Origin of the sequence: Paraburkholderia largidicola (assembly GCF_013426895.1) — a bacterium.
In the GTDB taxonomy this organism is placed as follows: domain Bacteria; phylum Pseudomonadota; class Gammaproteobacteria; order Burkholderiales; family Burkholderiaceae; genus Paraburkholderia; species Paraburkholderia largidicola.
Genome location: NZ_AP023174.1, coordinates 2,194,677 through 2,213,753, shown reverse-complemented (window position 1 = coordinate 2,213,753; position 19,077 = coordinate 2,194,677). Strand labels below are relative to the sequence as shown.

At 63.1% G+C, this 19,077-nt stretch carries 13 protein-coding genes and 2 pseudogenes; 10 read left to right on the top strand and 5 right to left on the bottom strand.

Features of this window, described 5'->3' with window-relative positions; all coding sequences use genetic code 11:
• Window positions 1-122 precede the first annotated feature (122 nt).
• Complete coding sequence (locus tag PPGU16_RS09970) at window positions 123-809, bottom strand: YdcF family protein (protein ID WP_180719846.1); 687 nt, start codon at window positions 807-809, stop codon at window positions 123-125.
• A 291-nt stretch (window positions 810-1,100) separates the two neighbouring features.
• Here PPGU16_RS09970 and PPGU16_RS09965 point away from each other — a divergent pair, with 291 nt between their 5' ends.
• Window positions 1,101-1,415, top strand: coding sequence for a hypothetical protein (locus tag PPGU16_RS09965; RefSeq protein ID WP_180719845.1), 315 nt, complete (start codon window positions 1,101-1,103; stop codon window positions 1,413-1,415).
• Between the two features lie 338 nt (window positions 1,416-1,753).
• Here PPGU16_RS09965 and PPGU16_RS09960 read toward each other — a convergent pair whose 3' ends face one another.
• Both PPGU16_RS09960 and PPGU16_RS09955 read right to left on the bottom strand, forming a co-directional pair.
• Window positions 1,754-2,023 (bottom strand): hypothetical protein, encoded by a 270-nt coding sequence (locus PPGU16_RS09960; protein ID WP_180719844.1) that lies wholly within the window; start codon window positions 2,021-2,023, stop codon window positions 1,754-1,756.
• 411 nt (window positions 2,024-2,434) lie between these two features.
• A pseudogene (locus PPGU16_RS09955) lies at window positions 2,435-2,830 on the bottom strand (transposase); the annotation flags it as partial.
• A gap of 415 nt (window positions 2,831-3,245) precedes the next feature.
• Here PPGU16_RS09955 and PPGU16_RS09950 point away from each other — a divergent pair.
• From PPGU16_RS09950 to truB, 9 genes and pseudogenes are all read left to right on the top strand, one after another.
• Window positions 3,246-4,148 (top strand): LysR family transcriptional regulator, encoded by a 903-nt coding sequence (locus tag PPGU16_RS09950; protein ID WP_180719843.1) that lies wholly within the window; start codon window positions 3,246-3,248, stop codon window positions 4,146-4,148.
• Window positions 4,149-4,255: 107 nt separating this feature from the next.
• Window positions 4,256-5,488 carry a pyridoxal phosphate-dependent aminotransferase gene (locus PPGU16_RS09945; RefSeq protein ID WP_434064394.1) on the top strand — a complete coding sequence of 411 codons (1,233 nt, stop codon included), beginning with the start codon at window positions 4,256-4,258 and terminating at the stop codon, window positions 5,486-5,488.
• A gap of 350 nt (window positions 5,489-5,838) precedes the next feature.
• Window positions 5,839-6,915, top strand: coding sequence for an SMC-Scp complex subunit ScpB (gene scpB, locus PPGU16_RS09940; protein ID WP_180719841.1), 1,077 nt, complete (start codon window positions 5,839-5,841; stop codon window positions 6,913-6,915).
• A 60-nt stretch (window positions 6,916-6,975) separates the two neighbouring features.
• Window positions 6,976-8,787 (top strand): 23S rRNA pseudouridine(2605) synthase RluB, encoded by a 1,812-nt coding sequence (gene rluB / locus PPGU16_RS09935; protein WP_180719840.1) that lies wholly within the window; start codon window positions 6,976-6,978, stop codon window positions 8,785-8,787.
• Window positions 8,788-9,225: 438 nt separating this feature from the next.
• Window positions 9,226-9,684 carry a ribosome maturation factor RimP gene (gene rimP, locus PPGU16_RS09930; RefSeq protein WP_036004653.1) on the top strand — a complete coding sequence of 153 codons (459 nt, stop codon included), beginning with the start codon at window positions 9,226-9,228 and terminating at the stop codon, window positions 9,682-9,684.
• Window positions 9,681-11,156 carry a transcription termination factor NusA gene (nusA, locus tag PPGU16_RS09925; protein ID WP_180719839.1) on the top strand — a complete coding sequence of 492 codons (1,476 nt, stop codon included), beginning with the start codon at window positions 9,681-9,683 and terminating at the stop codon, window positions 11,154-11,156. Before rimP ends, nusA begins: the two co-directional genes overlap by 4 nt.
• A 96-nt stretch (window positions 11,157-11,252) precedes the next feature.
• Entirely contained in the window at window positions 11,253-14,141 is a 2,889-nt protein-coding gene (gene infB / locus PPGU16_RS09920) for a translation initiation factor IF-2 (protein ID WP_180719838.1), read from the top strand.
• A gap of 164 nt (window positions 14,142-14,305) precedes the next feature.
• Window positions 14,306-14,671 (top strand): 30S ribosome-binding factor RbfA, encoded by a 366-nt coding sequence (gene rbfA, locus PPGU16_RS09915; RefSeq protein WP_036005647.1) that lies wholly within the window; start codon window positions 14,306-14,308, stop codon window positions 14,669-14,671.
• A gap of 24 nt (window positions 14,672-14,695) precedes the next feature.
• A pseudogene (truB, locus tag PPGU16_RS09910) lies at window positions 14,696-15,621 on the top strand (tRNA pseudouridine(55) synthase TruB).
• 162 nt (window positions 15,622-15,783) lie between these two features.
• Here the strand turns inward: truB and PPGU16_RS09905 are convergent.
• The gene (locus tag PPGU16_RS09905; RefSeq protein ID WP_180719837.1) at window positions 15,784-16,800 is read right to left on the bottom strand and encodes an IS30 family transposase; all 1,017 of its coding nucleotides are present in this window, start codon (window positions 16,798-16,800) and stop codon (window positions 15,784-15,786) included.
• 674 nt (window positions 16,801-17,474) lie between these two features.
• Entirely contained in the window at window positions 17,475-19,037 is a 1,563-nt protein-coding gene (locus PPGU16_RS09900) for a DHA2 family efflux MFS transporter permease subunit (RefSeq protein ID WP_180719836.1), read from the bottom strand.
• Window positions 19,038-19,077: the final 40 nt, after the last annotated feature.

Genomic DNA, 19,077 nt, shown 5'->3' with positions numbered 1-19,077 from the left:
TGCGCTTCGCCGCGCGTGTCGCGGCAAGTCAGATTTTCCCGCTCGTGCATGACAGGCAGGGGGCGGCAGCTCGCTTCGAATCCATCGGATAGCTAAGCAAGCTGCGAACTGCGCCGCGCGAATCAGAACCAGCCGATCTGCCGGTAGACATGAAACTGCGCAATGCCGATCAGTTCATGCAACGCGATCTCGGCGTTGAAGAAATTGATCCGGCGCGGTAGCAGGCCGCGCGTTGCCCGACGGGTGTTCGACACGATGGGCAGCGGATTCATCCCGAAGCGGTGGAAGTCCAGCAAGGCTCGCGGCATTTGAAAGGCGGATGTGACCAGGATCAACGAACCGTAATATCCGTCCGGCAGAATGGCAGAGACGTTGCGGGCGTTTTCGTATGTCGTCAGGCTGGTGTTTTCCAGAATGACGTCGCCGCGTGGCACCCCTTCGCGCAGCACGTAGGGCAGGTAGGTGTCGGCTTCCGTCGCTTCGTGCTGCTGCGGATTGCCGCCGCTCACGATCACATGGCACACGGGACTGACCCGCTTGCAGCGCGCGTAGAGATCGGCGCTCTTGACGATGCGGGCGATGCCGTCCGTGGGCGGAACGAGCTTGCCCTCGCGTTGAATCGTGCCCGTGCCGAGCATCACGATGGCGGTGTGAGCTGCGTACGTTGCGGGAGCAACCGTCTGTCCGCCGGGCGGCGCACCGCGCTGGGCGAGATCGAGCAAAGGCTGGGCCAGCCACCCCGCGCCGAGCGCCCAGAAAACCACGATGGTCGTCACGCCGATCAACGTGCGGGCGCTGCGCAGCAGCATAAAAGCTGCAAAAAAAAGCAGCAATAAAGTTAAGAGAATCAATTTTATTGGGGTAACGTATGGTATTCGGACATTCGACGAGCGGACTATCGCGCCATTTCGGACGCATCGCCGCCAGTTGGAAGCAGAACGCTAGCACGGCGTTCACACGGGGGCCGAAATAAACGGCGGCCAATGGCCGCATTGGCGGACAAGGCGTGAAATCTTCGCCCTCCGCCGTGCGCACGTCAGCAGACGTGCCATTGTGTCGCGAACAAATAAGTCATGGCTGCACTTTAAGAAAGAAGTGAGATGACCGCTTATTCCAACGAAGTCGTACTCGAGGCGCTGCGACGGGCGCAATACCGTCAGGTGCCGTGGGCCAAGCGCCCGGGCGTTTTTCAATATCTCCGTTCGCTTGGCATGATGGACACCGTTCGCCAACGGACAGTCGCTCCCGCGCCGGGTTTCCATGCGCCTGTGGACATTGCGGTGCTGACCGAACTCGGCCGCGCCGAATTTGCGCGGCTCGCGCGCGATGAGCGCTCTCTCGACTGGGACGCGCGCCGGGTGCGCATCTATGTTTTCGCCGGCGCGGTCGCCGGAGAGAGGGCGGCTGCCGTCTAGTCGACGGTGCTTCGCAGGGCGCGCGCACGTGAGAACAACGTAGCGCGCGGAAAACGCGCCGCATGAGGCGCGTCGAGGGCATGTCGCCGTCATTTCCCCATTTTTACACTTCCTTTATGACGCCCGATTCGTACAGGGCGGCGCGCCATGCTGCGCGGACCTGAGCGACCGTCGACGCCAAAAAAAAGCCCGTATCACGAGGATACGGGCATACCGGAATTACTTCTGCCACGCTGTGCTTAATGGCACTGGTGAGACTGGCCACACGGCAGGTGGTTCCCGAGATTGCACATCTTCGTCGTACGCCAGGGGGCGGTCGGGCGCGCCACGCGCCCGACTCAATGCGCACCGGGAGCGCGCCGTTGCTGCGCCTCTTCGCGCTGGCCATCGGGTCTCACGCGCACATTGCTCGCGATATCGCCACGCAGATCGCCACGCGGCGTCGGCGGGGTGAAATTCTGGTTACGCGCTTCCGCCTGCTGCCATGCCTGAAGCGTGGCAGGCTGCTCCGGCCGCCAGTTCCAGCCTTGCGGTCGTTGTTGCGCGGATGCAGTCGCAGCGAGCAGTGACATGAGCAGGCCGCAGACATACAGTGACATTGGCCTCATGATCGGTTCCCGACAAGCCGGCCGGGACGGGCTTGTTTGCATACTCATACGGTATGCCGCGCGGCGAAAGCATGCTGTAAATAAAAGTAAATGGATGTTTCGTCCCGTCACCGTCGATATCTTGATCGGGTGGCTGCGGAAGCAGGCGGGCGGGAAGGGCGTCGCCGCGGGCGCGCGGCGATGCGCGAAGGCGGGCACACCGGGGTTGTAACCGGCGGAAAAAATCGAGCGACGGATCAGGCTGTCGTCGAGGAAGCGGAGACGCGGAAACAGCGTCCGCGCGCATGCGATCGAACCCGCGCGCCGGAACGACGCCTCGCCTCAGATCAAGGGGAATCGGGCCGGATGGGCGCCGGCCTCAGAAACGCGCCGGGCGCCCAAGGGCGCCCGGTTGCGTGAATAGCTCGATCAGGCCATCTTGACGGGCGCGCGCCACGATTCCGGATTGGTCCAGAACGCGCCGCGCAGACGGTCGCGGCTCGGCGGTGCAGGCGGCTTCGCAGCCGTTGCGCCGATGCGCCCGCGCAGCGAAATCTCGCGGCCGCTAGTGCCAAGTCGCTTCACAATTTCCGCGAGTGTGCCGTCCGCCTGCCATTCGTCGAAGCGACGACGGCACGTCGGCGGCGACGGATAGCGGCCCGGCAACTTGGACCAGCCCTCGCCCGTCGACAAAACCCACAACACGGCGTTGACTACCGCGCGAGCTTCGACGCGTGGTCGACCACGGCGTTCGCTCCGTGCCGGCTCCGCACAGAACAACGCCTCAACCAGCGCCCACTCGTTGTCTCTCAAATCGTCGAACACCATCATGTTTCACCTCAGCGAAGCTAACTCCGGTGCGCTGCCCCGCGCTGCGCACTCTTCATGCGCCCGATCGGTATCGGGCGCCGGCGGAGAGCCGGCCTATGCCTGGCGGACTTTTTCACCAGTCCGAATCGGCGCCGACTCTTGTGCAAGGGGAAATGCATGAAGCGTGCCACCTTGCACTTAACCGCCCCGAAGCCCCGCCACATCAAGCCGTTCCGGGCGTTAGCCTGGCCCGTATGAGAATCCAAAAAACTCATCACGCAAATCGGGACAATCACCAATCTTGTGCAATCAGGCCCGTCCCGCGTGCGTTTGCGCCTTCTTGCTGCATTGCAGCGAAGGCGACGAAACAACGCGCGAACGCGTTGCAGGGATTAAAATCCGCATCAAACGACGTCATTCATGAGGAGAGGGGATGAATGTGACGCTGCGCCAACTGCGCGTATTCATCGAGGTTGCTCGGCTCCAGAGCTTCAGCCGCGCGGGAAGCGAAATCGGGCTGACGCAATCGGCCGTCAGCCGGTGCGTGCGCGAGCTGGAGGCCGAAATCGGCCTGAAGCTGATCGACCGGACGACGCGCGAAGTCCAGCTGACGGACGTCGGCGGCAATCTGGTCGCAAGCGTGTCGCGCCTCCTGACCGATCTCGACGACGCGCTGCGCGAGATTCGCGAAATCGGCGAGCAGCGGCGCGGTCGCGTGATGGTGGCGGCCAGCCCGACCATCGCGTGTCGGCTGATGCCGAATATCGTCGCGGCGTGCGGCACGCAGTTTCCCTATATCACGCTGGGACTGCGCGACGACGTGCAGAGCGATGTGGTGCGCAAGGTCAAGTCGGGCGAAGTGGATTTCGGCGTGGTGATCGGCCCGCTGTCCGCTGACGACCTGTTCACCGAACCGTTGATGACCGACTCGTTCTGCCTCGTTTCCCGGGACGATCATCCGCTCGCGTCGAGCCGCGAGGTCGCGTGGCGCGAGCTGGACGGCGAGCGCCTCGTGATGCTCGATCAGGCGTCGGGCAGCCGGCCGATCATCGACGCTGCACTGGAAGCGCACAGCGTGAGCGCCAATATCGTGCAGGAGCTCGGCCATCCGTCGACGGTATTCGGACTGGTGCAGGCGGGTATCGGCGTGAGCGTACTGCCGTGGCTCGCGATGCCGCTGCCGGCGGGATCGTCGCTGGTCGCCCGGCCGCTCGTGCCGCGGGCCGAGCGGACCGTCGAACTGGTGCGGCGGCGCGACCGCTCGCTGTCGCCCGCCGCCGACGCCGTGTGGAATCTGATCCATCAGGTGCCCGGCCGGACCGAGGACTTGCGCTGACGCAAGCGCTAGCGCTGCGATCGCGCGCACCGTGTGCGGGATTCACTCCGCCTGTATTTTGCGACACGCTACACTCGCATCTTTCGACAGACCCGCCGGGACCCTCGATGCGCGAAATGGACTTGCCCCAGTCTCAGATGCCTGAATCATCGATGCCAATCAAAAGACCGGATGCCCGCGACGCCGTGCGCGCGCTGCGTCCGTCGCAGATCCGCGAAGTGGCGAACGCCGGCTTTGGTTTGCCGGACGTGTTGCCGTTCTGGTTCGGCGAGTCCGACCGCGTGACGCCGCCCTTCATTCGCGATGCCGCGAGCGCGGCGCTGGCCTCGGGCGAGACGTTCTACACGCATAACCTCGGCATCGCGCCGTTGCGCGAGACGCTCGCCCGCTATGTGAGCGCGCTGCATGGGCCGACCTCGGTCGAGCATGTGGCCGTGACGAGCGCGGGCGTCAATGCGCTGATGCTGGCGGCGCAGCTGGTGGTCGGCGCGGGCGACCGCGTGGTCGCCGTGACGCCGCTGTGGCCGAACCTCGTCGAGATTCCGAAGATTCTCGGCGCGCAGGTCGACACGGTGTCGCTCGTTTATGGTGCAGAGGGCTGGCAGCTCGATCTGGAGCGGCTGCTCGCCGCGCTGACGCCGGACACGAAGCTGCTGATGCTGAACTCGCCGAACAATCCGACCGGCTGGGTGATGAGCCGCGACGAGCAGCGCATCGTGCTCGAGCATTGTCGGCGCCACGGCATCTGGATCGTCGCCGACGAAGTCTACGAACGTCTTTACTACGCGAGCGAGCCGGGCGAAAGCGCGCCGTCGTTCCTCGACCTCGCTGCGCGCGACGAGCGCGTGATCTGCGTCAACTCGTTCTCGAAAGCGTGGCTGATGACGGGCTGGCGGCTCGGCTGGATCGTCGCGCCGGCCTCGCTGATGGACGATCTCGGCAAGCTCGTCGAGTACAACACGTCGTGTTCGCCGGCGTTCGTGCAGCAGGCGGGCATTGCGGCCATCGAGCAGGGCGCGGCGTTCACGCATGAACTGGTCGGCGATTTGCGGGCGTCGCGCGATCACCTGGTGCGCGCGCTGTCGAGCGTGCCGGGCGTCGATGCGAAGGCGCCGCCGGGTGCGATGTACGTGTTCTTCTCGTTGCCGGGCGCGTCGCGCAGTCTCGATCTGTGCAAGGCGCTGGTACGCGATGCGAGGCTGGGGCTCGCGCCCGGCAGTGCATTCGGGCCTGAAGGTGAGGGCTTCGTGCGCTGGTGCTACGCGTGTGACACGGCGCGGCTCGATGCGGGCGTGGAGCGGCTCAAGGCTTACCTCGAACGGCACGACGCCGCGCGCTGAATGCATTGAACATACTGGCCGTGTGAAAAGGGCCATGTGAAAAGCCGCCGCGTGCCGAAGTCACGCGGCGCGCCGACGCGTTATGCATCGCCGTACATGTCGATTACGGTGCAGTTTGGATTTCGTCTTTACGCACCGATTGTTTTTGCGTAATATGGCAGCCAGTCACGCGGTTCCCTCGCGGAATTTCGCTGCTCCGTCGTCCGGCTGGGTTTGGCTCGATGCCTTTTTCGCCTCCCCCCGGTGCGTGCTCCCATCAATATGACCGATCAGAATCGGGCGAGCGCGTCTTCAGTTCCACATCGTCTGTTTGATCCGGTTTCTTTGACCACAGGGTCTGACCTAGCTGCATGAATACCCAAGAGGCGAAGATCGTCCTCGAGACTGCCTTGATCTGCGCGCAGGAGCCGTTAAAGCTCGGTGATTTGCGTAAGCTGTTTGCCGACGGCGTGTCGGCGGATACGGTCCGCACGTTGCTTGAAGACCTGAAGCACGATTGGTCCGGACGCGGTGTCGAACTCGTCGGACTGGCGTCCGGCTGGCGTTTCCAGAGCAAGCCTGCGATGCGCACGTATCTCGACCGCCTGCATCCCGAGAAGCCGCCGAAGTATTCGCGCGCCGTGCTCGAGACGCTGGCGATCATCGCGTACCGGCAGCCCGTCACGCGCGGCGATATCGAGGAAATTCGCGGTGTGACCGTGAATACGCAGGTCGTGAAGCAGCTCGAAGACCGCAGCTGGATCGAAGTGATCGGCCATCGCGACGTGCCGGGCCGCCCGGCGCTTTACGCGACGACGCGCTCGTTTCTCGACGACCTCGGTCTGAAGTCGCTCGAAGAACTGCCGCCACTCGACGATCCGTCGGCGCAGTCGAACATCGACCTGCTCGCGCAGCACGCAATCGAGTTCACGGACGGCGAATCGGTCGATGTCGAAGGCATCGCGATGGAAGCAGTGGACGCCTCCGTCGATGGCATGGCTCATGCTGCATCGGAGGGCGTTGAAGCGCCGGATGCCGCTGTCGAAGCCGAACGCGTCAGCGAAGAAACGCCGTCGCAGCCAGATGCTGCCGAAGCGACGACGTTTGAAGAAAACCTGCACGTAGCGTCGCAAGCATCTGTCGACCATGCCGAACCCGGCGTCGAGCGCACGGATGCGTTGGCGCACACCGAACACCGCATCGCCGATGAGGCGACGCACGAGACGCACGACACAGAACTGGCTCATGCGGCCGGTTCCGACGCGCAGTCGGAAGAGCAACACGAAGATACGCGCGACTTGCATAACGAGACTGGGGACGCGGCTCGCGCCAACCCGGCCGGACCAGACCAGAGTCAAGCGGTGCATGACGATCATCATGATCGCCGCGACACCGCACCCGACGCGGGCGAACTCGCCGACGACGAAACCGAGTCGCGCAGCGCCTGACGTAACCGTACTTTTTGCCGCGCCCGCAACGGGCGCGCGACCTGACATTTTGAGGTTGTTTTGACAGACATCCACGACACCGATTCGTCCGAATCCGAGCGCGCCGTCGCTGCTGCGCGCCCCGACGAAACGCGCACGGCGCAAACGTCCGCGGGCGATAGCGAACGCGGCGCGCACGCGCCGGACGCCGAAGGCGACGAGCGTCCGCGCCGCGGCCTGCGACGCGGTCCGCGCAGCCTGATCGCGCGTCGCCGCGCGGGGACGAAGGCGAAGGCGGCCGACGCCGCCGCGCAACCGGCGCCCGTCGTGACGGAAGCACCGCCCGACGGCGAAGTCGTCGCGCAAGTGCGGATGCCGCGCAAGGACGCGGCCGCAAAGGGACAAGGCCAGGGCGGTCGCCGCGCGGGCGGCAAGCAGGGCGGCCAGCAAGCTCCGCGGCAAGGTAATCAGGGCAGTCAGCGCAAGAGCCGTGGCGGCGAAGCGGGTGACGTGGCGCCTGTGGCAGCCGCAGAAGGCGACAAGCAGGACGATCTGTTCGCCTGGGTGACGTCGCCGGCCTTCGATGCCGACAACACGGGAACAGGCGGCGTGCGTGCGCCGATGCTGCGCCGTGGCCGGCCTGCCGCGCCCAAGCGCGTGCTGTCGCCGGACGACGATGCTCCCAAGCTGCACAAGGTGCTCGCCGAGGCGGGCATGGGCTCGCGCCGCGAGATGGAAGAGCTGATCGTCGCCGGCCGCGTGTCGGTCAACGGCGAGCCGGCGCACATAGGCCAGCGCATCATGCCGACCGATCTGGTGCGCATCAACGGCAAGCCCGTCAAGCGCAAGCTGCAGAACAAGCCGCCGCGCGTGCTGCTGTATCACAAGCCGACGGGCGAAATCGTCAGCCATGCTGATCCGGAAGGCCGTCCGTCGGTATTCGACAAGCTGCCGCCGATGAAGACGGCGAAGTGGCTCGCTGTCGGCCGCCTCGACTTCAACACGGAAGGCCTGTTGATGCTGACCACGTCGGGCGATCTGGCGAACCGCTTCATGCATCCGCGTTACAGCGTCGAGCGTGAATATGCGGTACGCGTGGTTGGCGAACTGGCGGAAGGCAATCGGCAGAAGCTGTTGCACGGCGTCGAGCTGGACGATGGTCCTGCGAACTTCCTGCGGATTCGCGATGGCGGCGGCGAGGGTACGAATCACTGGTATCACGTCGCGCTCGCCGAAGGGCGCAACCGCGAAGTGCGCCGGATGTTCGAAGCCGTCGGCCTGATGGTGAGCCGGCTGATCCGCACGCGTCACGGTCCGATCACGTTGCCACGCGGCCTGAAGCGCGGACGCTGGGAAGAGCTCGAGGACAATCAGGTGCGCAGCCTGCTGGCGTCGGTGGGCCTGAAGGCGCCCGCCGAAGAGAAGGGCGGCGGACGTCGCGGCGAGCCGGAGCGTCGTCAGCCTGATCCGATGCAGACGTCGATGGGCTTCATCAACCGCGAGCCGGTGCTGATGTCGCACGGACGTTTCGATCAGCAGCAGCCTCGCGGGGGCGGCCAGAACCGGCGCGGTGGTAAGGGCGCGGGCGCATTCGGTGCGTTGAATTCTGGCGCTGGCGGCGGCTTCGGCAATGCGAACCCCAATCGCGGCGAAGGGCGTGGCCGTCCTGGTCCTGGTCGCGGCGACGTCGACGGCAATCGCGCGCCTTCGGGCAACCGCGCGGCCGCGGGCGCCAATGCGAAGCGCGGCGGCAGCGGCGGTGGCCGTACGCCGAACGGCGCGCCGGGTGGCAACCGTTCGAATGGCGGCGGCAATCGCACGGGCGGTAATCCGAACGCCGGCGGCGGCAATCGCAGCGGCGGCGCGCCGCGCAACCGGTCGCGCGGACGCTGATCGCGCCATCGTTGCGGGCGGTCTTGATGGTCCGGCGCGATGCATGATTGAACTACCGGGGCGTTCGCGCCCCGGTTTGCGTTGTGCAGCGTTGCTTTGGTGGTTTGCGGTGCGCGAGGGCGTCGGCGGTAAATGCCGTAAAACACCCGGTTTCGTACCTTGATTGCGACGGAATCAGCCGCAAATGGGCCTCAGTGGCCGGTCGGCGGTTTGCGTTCATCGTGAAAAATGGCTACAATCACGAAGTCACTGGGCGTGCGGTTTCATGTGCGGCTCAGGTGCGACCACCGGCAATAAGATGATGGGCGTTTCGCCCATTTTTTTTTGCCGCTTAGTTTATGTGGATCGGCATCTCGGGTAGCACGAACGTGCGCCGGCTTGGCGCGCAGCTCGCGGGTGTATCGCGAAGGTTGCAGCGCGAACATCTTAGAGGGCACTGTGCAACTGACGGAACTGATTGAAACCACGGTCGTGGGCCTCGGCTATGAGCTCGTCGATCTCGAGCGCACCGGGCGCGGCATGCTGTGCGTGTATATCGACCAGCCCGCCGGCATCGGGATCGAAGACTGCGAAAAAGTTACCCGTCAGCTCCAGCACGTACTGACGGTCGAAAACATCGATTACGAGCGTCTTGAAGTTTCGTCGCCGGGTCTCGACCGTCCGCTGAAAAAACTGGCGGACTTCGAACGTTTCGCGGGCAGCGAGGCGGTCATCACATTGAAAAAGCCATTGGACGGACGGAAATCGTACCGGGGCATCCTGCATGCTCCCGAAGGCGAAACGATCGGTCTGGAATTTGAAGGGAAGGAAGGCGCCGCGATGCTGGATTTCACGCTCGCGGATATCGACAAGGCACGCCTCGTTCCGAAAGTTGACTTTAGGAGCCGCAAACAATGAGTCGCGAAGTGTTGATGCTGGTGGATGCGCTGGCACGCGAAAAAAATGTCGACAAGGACGTGGTGTTTGCCGCGCTCGAGGCAGCGCTCGCGTCTGCATCCAAGAAACTCTTCGACGAAGACGCGGACATCCGCGTTCATATCGACCGTGAAAGCGGCGAGCACGAGACGTTCCGTCGCTGGAAAGTCGTGCCCGACGAGGCAGGGCTGCAGGAGCCGGATCAGGAAATCCTGCTGTTCGAAGCGCGCGAGCAGAAGGCCGACGCACAGATCGACGACTTCCTGGAAGAACCCGTTCCGTCCATCGAATTCGGCCGTATCGGCGCGCAGGCTGCCAAGCAGGTGATCCTGCAGAAGGTGCGCGACGCGGAACGCGAGCAGATCCTGAACGACTTCCTCGAGCGCGGCGAAAGCATCATGACGGGCACCGTCAAGCGTCTCGACAAGGGCAACTTCATCGTCGAATCGGGCCGTGTCGAAGCGCTCCTGCGCCGCGACCAGCTGATTCCGAAGGAAAACCTGCGCGTCGGCGACCGCGTTCGCGCATACATCGGCAAGGTTGATCGCACCGCGCGCGGTCCGCAGATCGAACTGTCGCGCACGGCGCCCGAGTTCCTGATGAAGCTCTTCGAAATGGAAGTGCCGGAAATCGAGCAGGGCCTGCTGGAAATCAAGGCGGCTGCGCGCGATCCGGGCGTGCGTGCAAAGATTGGCGTGGTCGCGTACGACAAGCGCATCGATCCGATCGGCACCTGCGTCGGCATTCGCGGCTCGCGTGTGCAGGCTGTGCGTAACGAGCTCGGTGGCGAAAACGTCGACATCGTGCTATGGTCGGAAGATCCCGCCCAGTTTGTGATCGGCGCGCTCGCGCCGGCAGCCGTCCAGTCGATCGTCGTCGATGAAGAAAAGCATTCGATGGACGTCGTCGTCGACGAAAACGAACTGGCCGTCGCTATCGGCCGCAGCGGCCAGAACGTGCGTCTTGCCAGCGAACTGACCGGCTGGCAGATCAACATCATGACGCCGGACGAGTCTGCGCAAAAGCAGAACCAGGAACGCAGCGTACTGCGCGACCTGTTCATGGCGCGTCTCGATGTCGACGAAGAAGTCGCCGACATCCTGATCGACGAAGGTTTCACGAGTCTCGAAGAGATCGCTTACGTGCCGCTCAACGAGATGCTCGAAATCGAAGCATTCGACGAAGACACGGTTCACGAGCTGCGTAACCGCGCGCGTGACGCACTGCTGACGATGGCGATTGCGAACGAGGAGAAGGTCGAAGGCGTTGCGCTCGACCTGAAGAGCCTCGACGGAATGGACGCCGAGCTGCTCGCAAAGCTGGCCGAACACCAGATCCAGACGCGCGACGAGCTGGCGGAACTGGCTGTCGACGAGCTGGTCGAGATGACCGGCATGAATGAAGACGCCGCCAAGGCGTTGATTATGAAGGCCCGTGAACACTGGTTTCAATGAGATCCAAGACCATGAACCACTGACCTGATCGCGGCCGTAAGGCTGCATGACCCGATGCTAACCGCAAGGAATTGGTCCTTGCATTAAGAGGAATGAATGGCGAGTAACAACGTAGCCCAATTTGCCGCGGAACTGAAGATGCCTGCAGGCGTGCTGCTCGAGCAGCTGCATGCGGCAGGTGTTCAGAAAGCGAGTGAGGACGATGCCTTGTCCGAAACGGACAAGGCGCGTCTGCTTGACCACTTGCGCAAGTCACACGGCTCGAACGATGCCGACAAGCGCAAGATCACGCTGACCAAGCGGCATACGTCGGAGATCAAGCAGTCCGACGCGACGGGTAAAGCTCGTACCATTCAGGTCGAGGTGCGCAAGAAGCGCACGTTCGTCCGCCGTGACGAAGCCGTCGAGCAAGGCGCGGAAGCATCGAACAATGTGGTCGCAGCGGAAGATCTCGAACTTCAGCGTCGCGAGGAAGAAGCGCGTCATGAGGCGGAACTGCTCGAGAAGCAGGCTCAGGAGCTGAAGGAGCGCCAAGAGCGTCTCGAGGCTGAAGAAGCCGAGCGTCAGGCACGCGAACAGGCAGCCGAAGCAGAGCGTCGTCGCGCCGAAGAGGAAGCGGCGAAGAAGCGCGCAGCGGCGGTGGCCGAAGCGGCAGCTCGCGAGCAGGCCGAGCAGGAGCGTGCGTCGTCGCAGGACGAAGAGCGCGCAGCGGCAGAACGCGCCGCGCAGCGTGAAGCGGCGAAGAAGGCCGAAGACGCTGCACGCGAACAGGCCGAGAAGACGCGCCTCGAACAGGAAGAAGTCGCGAAGCGCCGCGCCAAGGCCGAAGCCGAAGCACGCGCGATCCGCGAAATGATGAACACGCCGCGCAAGGCGCAGGTCAAGGCGCCGGAACCGGCACCGAAGCCCGCCGAGCCGGCCAAGCCCGCCGAAGCGAAGGGCACGCTGCACAAGCCGGCGCGTCCGGCTGGCGAAGCGTCCGCGCGTCCCGCCGCGAAGAAGCCTGCGCCCGCAACGGCGCAACCGGCAGCGACTGCGCAACCGGCAGGTCCCGGCGGCGACAAGAAGAAGGCCGGCGGCAAGGGCGGCTGGCAGGACGACGCAGCGAAGCGCCGCGGCATCAAGACGCGCGGCGACACGAGCGGCGGCGTCGATCGCGGCTGGCGCGGCGGTCCGAAGGGCCGTGGCAAGCATCAGGAAGCCACGACCTTCCAGGCACCGACCGAGCCGATCGTGCGTGAAGTGCACGTGCCGGAAACCATCACGGTGGCCGACCTCGCGCACAAGATGTCGGTGAAGGCTTCGGAAGTCATCAAGGTGATGATGAAGCTTGGCCAGATGGTCACGATCAACCAGATGCTGGACCAGGAAACGGCGATGATCGTCGTCGAAGAACTGGGCCACCATGCCGTCGCGGCGAAGCTGGACGATCCGGAAGCGATGCTGGTCGAAGGCGAAATCTCCGACGCACCTTTGCTGCCGCGTCCTCCCGTCGTCACGGTCATGGGTCACGTCGACCACGGCAAGACCTCGCTGCTCGACTACATCCGTCGCGCGAAGGTTGCGGCTGGCGAAGCGGGCGGCATTACGCAGCACATCGGCGCGTATCACGTCGAAACGCCGCGCGGCGTCATCACGTTCCTCGATACGCCGGGTCACGAAGCGTTCACGGCAATGCGTGCGCGTGGTGCGAAGGCAACCGACATCGTGATTCTCGTCGTCGCAGCGGATGACGGCGTGATGCCGCAGACGAAAGAAGCGATCTCACACGCGAAGGCTGGCGGCGTACCGCTCGTCGTTGCGATCAACAAGATCGACAAGCCGGACGCGAATCCGGACCGCGTGAAGCAGGAACTCGTCGCGGAAGGCGTCGTGCCGGAAGAATACGGTGGCGATTCGCCGTTCGTGTCGGTATCGGCCAAGACGGGCGCGGGTATCGACGATCTGCTAGAAAACGTGCTGCTTCAGGCGGAAGTGCTGGAACTGAAGGCACCTGTCGATGCACCGGCCAAGGGCCTTGTGATCGAAGCGAAGCTCGACAAGGGTAAGGGTCCGGTTGCAACGATCCTCGTCCAGTCGGGGACGCTGAACCGCGGCGACGTCGTGCTGGCAGGCAGCGCCTACGGCCGCGTGCGTGCCATGCTCGACGAAACCGGCAAGCCGACCAAGGCGGCAGGTCCGTCGATCCCGGTTGAAATCCAGGGTCTGTCGGAAGTGCCGGCGGCGGGCGAAGAAGTCATCGTCATGCCGGACGACCGCAAGGCGCGCGAAGTTGCACTGTTCCGTCAGGGCAAGTTCCGCGACGTGAAGCTGGCGAAGCAGCAGGCCGCGAAGCTGGAAAACATGCTCGAGCAGATGGGCGAAGGCGAAGTGCAATACCTGCCGCTCATCGTCAAGGCCGACGTGCAAGGCTCGCAGGAAGCATTGGTGCAGTCGCTGCTCAAGCTGTCGAACGACGAAGTGCGCGTGCAGATCGTGCACAGCGCGGTCGGTGGCATCAGCGAGTCGGACGTCAACCTGGCAACGGCATCGAAGGCGGTCATCATCGGCTTCAACACGCGTGCGGATGCGCAGGCGCGCAAGCTGGCGGAAACCAACGGCATCGACATCCGTTACTACAACATCATCTATGACGCAGTGGATGAGGTGAAGGCGGCGATGTCGGGCATGCTGGCGCCGGAGAAGCGCGAAGTCGTCACGGGTATGGTCGAAGTCCGTCAGGTGTTCAAGGTGCCGAAGGTTGGTACGGTGGCGGGCTGTATGGTCACGGACGGTGTGGTCAAGCGTTCGTCGTCGGTGCGCGTGCTGCGCAACAACGTCGTCATTCACACGGGCGAGCTCGATTCGCTCAAGCGCTTCAAGGACGATGTCAAGGAAGTGCGCCAGGGCTTCGAATGCGGTATGTCGGTGAAGAACTTCAACGACGTCCAGGAAGGCGATCAGTTCGAAGTCTTCGAAGTCACGGAAGTCGCGCGTACGCTGTAAGTCAGGCGTCAAGCGCATGAGGGGCGGGGCGGGGCGCTGAAGCCCGGTCCCGCCCCTTTGTTTTTGTATCGATTGTTTGTGGTGTTTGCGTTGGACTCCGCGGCTTGCTGCCGCCGAATGCGCGAACACTTTGCCTATTCGGTAGCTCGAATCACGGATTCACCATGCCTAAGAAACGTACTTCTCCCAATCGCAATGTGCAGATCGCCGATCAGATTCAACGCGATCTGTCCGATCTGATCCGCGAGGTCAAAGACCCGCGCATCGGCATCGTCACGTTTCAGAGCGTCGAACTGACGCCTGACTATGCGCACGCGAAGGTCTACTTCACGACGCTGACGGGCGATCCGCATCAGACGCAGGACGCGCTCAATCACGCCGCCGGTCATCTGCACAATTTGCTGTTCAAGCGCCTGCATATCCACACGGTGCCGACGCTGCATTTCCATTACGACAAGACGATCGAGCGCGCGGTCGAGATGTCGCGTTTGATCGACGAAGCGAATGCTTCGCGCGCGAAAGACGACTGATCGCAGGTAGAGGCACGCGCAGATATGACTCAGAATCAACGTCCCAAGGTGCCGCGCCGCGCGCTGGATGGCGTGTTGCTGCTTGACAAGCCGGTCGGTCTGTCGAGCAATGACGCGCTGATTCGCGCAAAGCGTCTGTATCTCGCGAAGAAGGCGGGCCACACGGGCACGCTCGATCCGCTCGCCTCCGGACTTTTGCCGCTTTGCTTCGGCGAAGCCACGAAGTTTTCGCAGGATCTGCTCGAAGCGGACAAGACATACGAAGCCACGATGCGCCTCGGGATTCGCACGACGACGGGCGATGCCGAAGGCGAAGCGGTCGAAACGCGCGACGTCGTGTGCGATCAGGCCGCTGTCGAAGGGGCGCTTGCACAGTTTCGCGGCGAGATCGTTCAGGTGCCACCCATGTATTCGGCGCTCAAGCGCGACGGCAAGCCGCTGTACGAGTACGCCCGCGCGGGGCAGACTGTCGAGCGCGAAGGGCGTCAGGTGACGATTCATGCGCTCGAACTTCTCGCGTGCGCGTTGCCGGATGTGACGTTTCGCGTGACGTGTAGCAAGGGGACGTATGTTCGTACGCTGGCCGAGGATATCGGCGAGGCGCTCGGCTGTGGTGCGCATCTCGTGATGCTGCGGCGCACGGGCGTCGGCGCGTTGACGCTCGCTAATTCGGTGACGCTGGATGCGTTGTCTGATGCGCTGCCGGATGAGCGCGATGCCTGGCTTCAACCTGTTGATGCGCTGCTGTCGACGTTTCCGTCTGTTCAGCTCGATGCTGAGGCGACTCGTCGGTTTTTGCATGGTCAGCGGTTACGGCTTGCTGATCTTGCTGTTGATGAGCGTGTTCTTTGCGCTACGCGGACGCGGGTTTATGCCAGCGAGGGCAGGCTGCTCGGCGTCGCGAGAGTGGGTGAGGGGTGTTGGCGCCTGAGCGGTTAATCGTGAGTTAGGTTTTTTGCTTTTGCGGTTTGGTTTTGGTTTGACTTTGCGCTGGCATCCGCGATTTGTTATTGGTGCTTCAAGCGTTGCCCCTGTGCGGGGCGGCACCTACTTTTCTTTGCCGCCGCAAAGAAAAGTAGGGGCGGTTTCAAATGTGAAGCGCAACACAATGCCTAGTGAACGGAATTATCAGGTTGAGAAGCAAGTGCAAGCATGGTGGCGAAGACTTCGAACGGCGAGTGGAAAGCGTGTGTGGCACGTGGCCGGCTGTTGAGGCTGTCAGCGATGTCATCAAGGTCGTCCTGGCTGTAGACCGAGAGATCCGTGCCCTTGGGCAGATACTGGCGTAGCAGACCATTGGTGTTCTCGCACGTGCCACGCTGCCAGGGGCTGTGAGGGTCGCAGAAATAGACCTTCACACCGGTCGCGGCCGCGAGCTCCTGGTGGCAGGCCATTTCCTTGCCCTGGTCGTACGTGAAGCTCTGTCGCAGCGGCGCAGCGATGGAATTCAGTTTGGCGGAGAAGCCCGCGAGTGCCGAGGCAGCTGTCGCATCGTCCATGCGGGCAAGCAGCACAAGGCGGCTGGAGCGTTCGACCAGCACGCCCACGGAAGAGGCATTGTTTGCACCCTTGATGAAGTCGCCTTCCCAGTGGCCCGGCATCACGCGGTCGTCCACCTCGGGTGGGCGCACATGAATGCTGACCATATCTGGAATCTGACCGCGCCGGTCTGTGCCTCGACTTCGCGGCATGCGATCGCTGCGATGGTGGCGCAGACAGGCGACGAGCTGGCGACGCAGTTCCCCATACGGACGAGCGTAGATAGCCGTATAGATGGTCTCATGCGAGACCCGCTGGGACGAATCATTCGGGTGCATACGTTTGAGCGTACCTGATATCTGCTGAGGCGACCATTTCCAGTCCAGCAGCGTGAGGACGATGCGCCATGTAACACCCTGCGGATCGAGCTTGGCGGGGCGCCGGCCAGCCACACGTCGCGCCACGCTTAACGCCTGGGCCGGCACCGAAGCATAGCGGTCAGGCCCGCAGTTGCGAGCCAGTTCGCGACTCACCGTTGCAGGTGAGCGCCCAAGCATACGGGCCATGGCCCGTATGCTTGAACCCTGCAGATGCTGGCTGGCAATCGTCAGCCGCTCTTCAGGCTGGAGTTGTTGGTATCGTTTTTCCATAGCAACACCTTATATGAGGCGGGGTGTTGCACTTCAAACTTGAGAACTCGAGGCAAAAGAAAGCGGCTCACACCGCCAGTGCTTGTGTTTGCCTGAGGGCCCCCACAGGTTCTTGCACTTCACACGGCAACCAGGTGACCCACGTTCGTTGCCAGCGCGCTTGCAGTGCGCCTCACCCGCTTCACGCTCCCGCGTTACAGGTTGCCGCGCCAGATATTCCACGGCCGTCCAGGTGGCAAACTGTGTGTCGGCCCAAGCGCTCCACACGCCTCACTTCGGACCGATAGCGTACGCGCCTCAACCTGTAAGAGCGCTACCCAATACGACACGACAGCCTACACACAGTTTGCCACCTGGGCGGCGCCAACCATTCGCTGCCGCTCGCCGTTGTACGGGTGCTTGACGCGGGTAAGGCATTCATTCAAAGCGTTGGCAACGAGCACCAACGGGGGCACTGTGGTGTGAAGGGTGGGGACGTTGGGGGCCCGTGGATAGAAACACGTGCTGGCGGTGTGAGCCGCTTTCTTTTGCCTACTTTTCTTTGCGGCGGCAAAGAAAAGTAGGTGCCGCCCCGCACAGGGGCAACGCGTGAAGCACCAATTACAAAACGCGGATGCCAGCGAAAACACAAGCAAACCAGACCAATCGCCCAAAGGGCAAATCAACCCCCAAACTCAATGCGCCGCCGACGCCGCAGCGGCAGAATCCCCACCCGCACGCTCAGGCTTAGTCACCCAGATCAACGCAATCAGCGCGACAAAAATCCCCGCCGATATATAGAACAGATCATTCACCCCAAGCTGCGCTGCCTGCTGCGTCGTCATCGAATTAACAAGCCCATACGCCTGCGACTGACTCAGCCCAATCCCGCCCATCTGCGTAACCGATTGATTGAACACCGGGTTATACGCATTCGCATGCTCGGTCAGCTGCGCGTGATGCAGAATCGATCGATGATCCCAGGCAGTCTCGAAGATCGACGTACCGATCCCACCACACATGATCCGCACGAAGTTCGACAGCCCCGACGCCGCCGGAATCCGATTCCCCGGCAACCCCGACAACGTAATCGACACGAGCGGAATGAAGAACCCGGCCATGCCGATACCCTGAATCAACGTCGGCAGCATCAGCGAATACGTATCGACGCCCGTCGTATAACGCGATCGCATCCAGAAGCACAACGCGAACACCAGAAACGACGCCGTCGAGATATAGCGCGGATCGGTACGCGGCAAAATCTTCCCCGTCAGCGGAGAGAGGATGATCGCGAACACGCCGACAGGCGCCATCACGAGCCCGGCGTCCGTCGCCGTGTAGCCGATGTCGGTTTGCAGCCAGAGCGGCAGCAGCACGAGATTGCCGAAGTACAGTCCATAGCCGATCGCGAGCGCCACTGTGCCGCCCGTGAAATTGCGCAGCTTGAACAGCGACAGGTCGACGACAGGATGCTTGTCCGTCAGCTCCCACACGATAAAAAACGCCAGCGCGATCACAGCCGTCAGCGCGAGCACCACGACCGTCGTCGATGAGAACCAGTCGAGATCCTTGCCCTTGTCGAGCATCACCTGCAACGAGCCGACCCACGTGATCAGCAGTACGAGACCGACCATATCGATCGGCGCTTTCTTAATGACGGAGTCGCGGTTGCGGAAGATCGCCCATGTGGCGAGCGCCGCGATGATCCCGACCGGGATGTTCACGTAGAAAATCCACGGCCACGAGATGTTGTCCGAAATCCAGCCGCCCAGAATCGGACCGGCAACAGGCGCGATCAGCGTCGTCATCGCCCACATCGACAGCGCCATCGGCGCCTTCGCGCGTGGATAACTCGCGAGCAGCAGCGTTTGCGACAGCGGAATCATCGGGCCGGCCACCGCGCCCTGCAGCACGCGCGAAGCGAGCAGGAACGGCAGGTTCGGCGAGAGCCCGCACATCCACGACGAGATCACGAACAGCACGATCGACGCCATGAACAGGCGCACCTGGCCGATGCGGTCGGTGAGCCAGCCGGTGAGCGGCACGGAGATCGCGTTGGCCACCGCGAACGACGTGATCACCCACGTGCCCTGGTCCGACGACACACCAAGGTCGCCGGAGATCGACGGAATCGACACGTTCGCAATCGACGTGTCCAGCACGTTCATGAAAACGGCGAGCGACACCGCGATGGTGCCGATCACCAGTTGCGCGCCCTCGAGCGGCGGATGAGGGAGTTGCGCTTGAGACTGAGCCATCTATTGTTCGAACCTTGTTCTGATGCAGATGTGTGGCAGA

Bases quoted from the DNA above. Each gene is read 5' to 3' on its own strand.
- rbfA (WP_036005647.1), top strand. From the start codon at position 14,306: ATGCCTAAGAAACGTACTTCTCCCAATCGCAATGTGCAGATCGCCGAT.
- PPGU16_RS09950 (WP_180719843.1), top strand. From the start codon at position 3,246: ATGAATGTGACGCTGCGCCAACTGCGCGTATTCATCGAGGTTGCTCGG.
- PPGU16_RS09965 (WP_180719845.1), top strand. From the start codon at position 1,101: ATGACCGCTTATTCCAACGAAGTCGTACTCGAGGCGCTGCGACGGGCG.
- PPGU16_RS09945 (WP_434064394.1), top strand. From the start codon at position 4,256: ATGCGCGAAATGGACTTGCCCCAGTCTCAGATGCCTGAATCATCGATG.
- infB (WP_180719838.1), top strand. From the start codon at position 11,253: ATGGCGAGTAACAACGTAGCCCAATTTGCCGCGGAACTGAAGATGCCT.
- PPGU16_RS09960 (WP_180719844.1), bottom strand. From the start codon at position 2,023: ATGAGGCCAATGTCACTGTATGTCTGCGGCCTGCTCATGTCACTGCTC.
- scpB (WP_180719841.1), top strand. From the start codon at position 5,839: ATGAATACCCAAGAGGCGAAGATCGTCCTCGAGACTGCCTTGATCTGC.
- nusA (WP_180719839.1), top strand. From the start codon at position 9,681: ATGAGTCGCGAAGTGTTGATGCTGGTGGATGCGCTGGCACGCGAAAAA.
- PPGU16_RS09900 (WP_180719836.1), bottom strand. From the start codon at position 19,037: ATGGCTCAGTCTCAAGCGCAACTCCCTCATCCGCCGCTCGAGGGCGCG.
- PPGU16_RS09970 (WP_180719846.1), bottom strand. From the start codon at position 809: ATGCTGCTGCGCAGCGCCCGCACGTTGATCGGCGTGACGACCATCGTG.
- PPGU16_RS09905 (WP_180719837.1), bottom strand. From the start codon at position 16,800: ATGGAAAAACGATACCAACAACTCCAGCCTGAAGAGCGGCTGACGATT.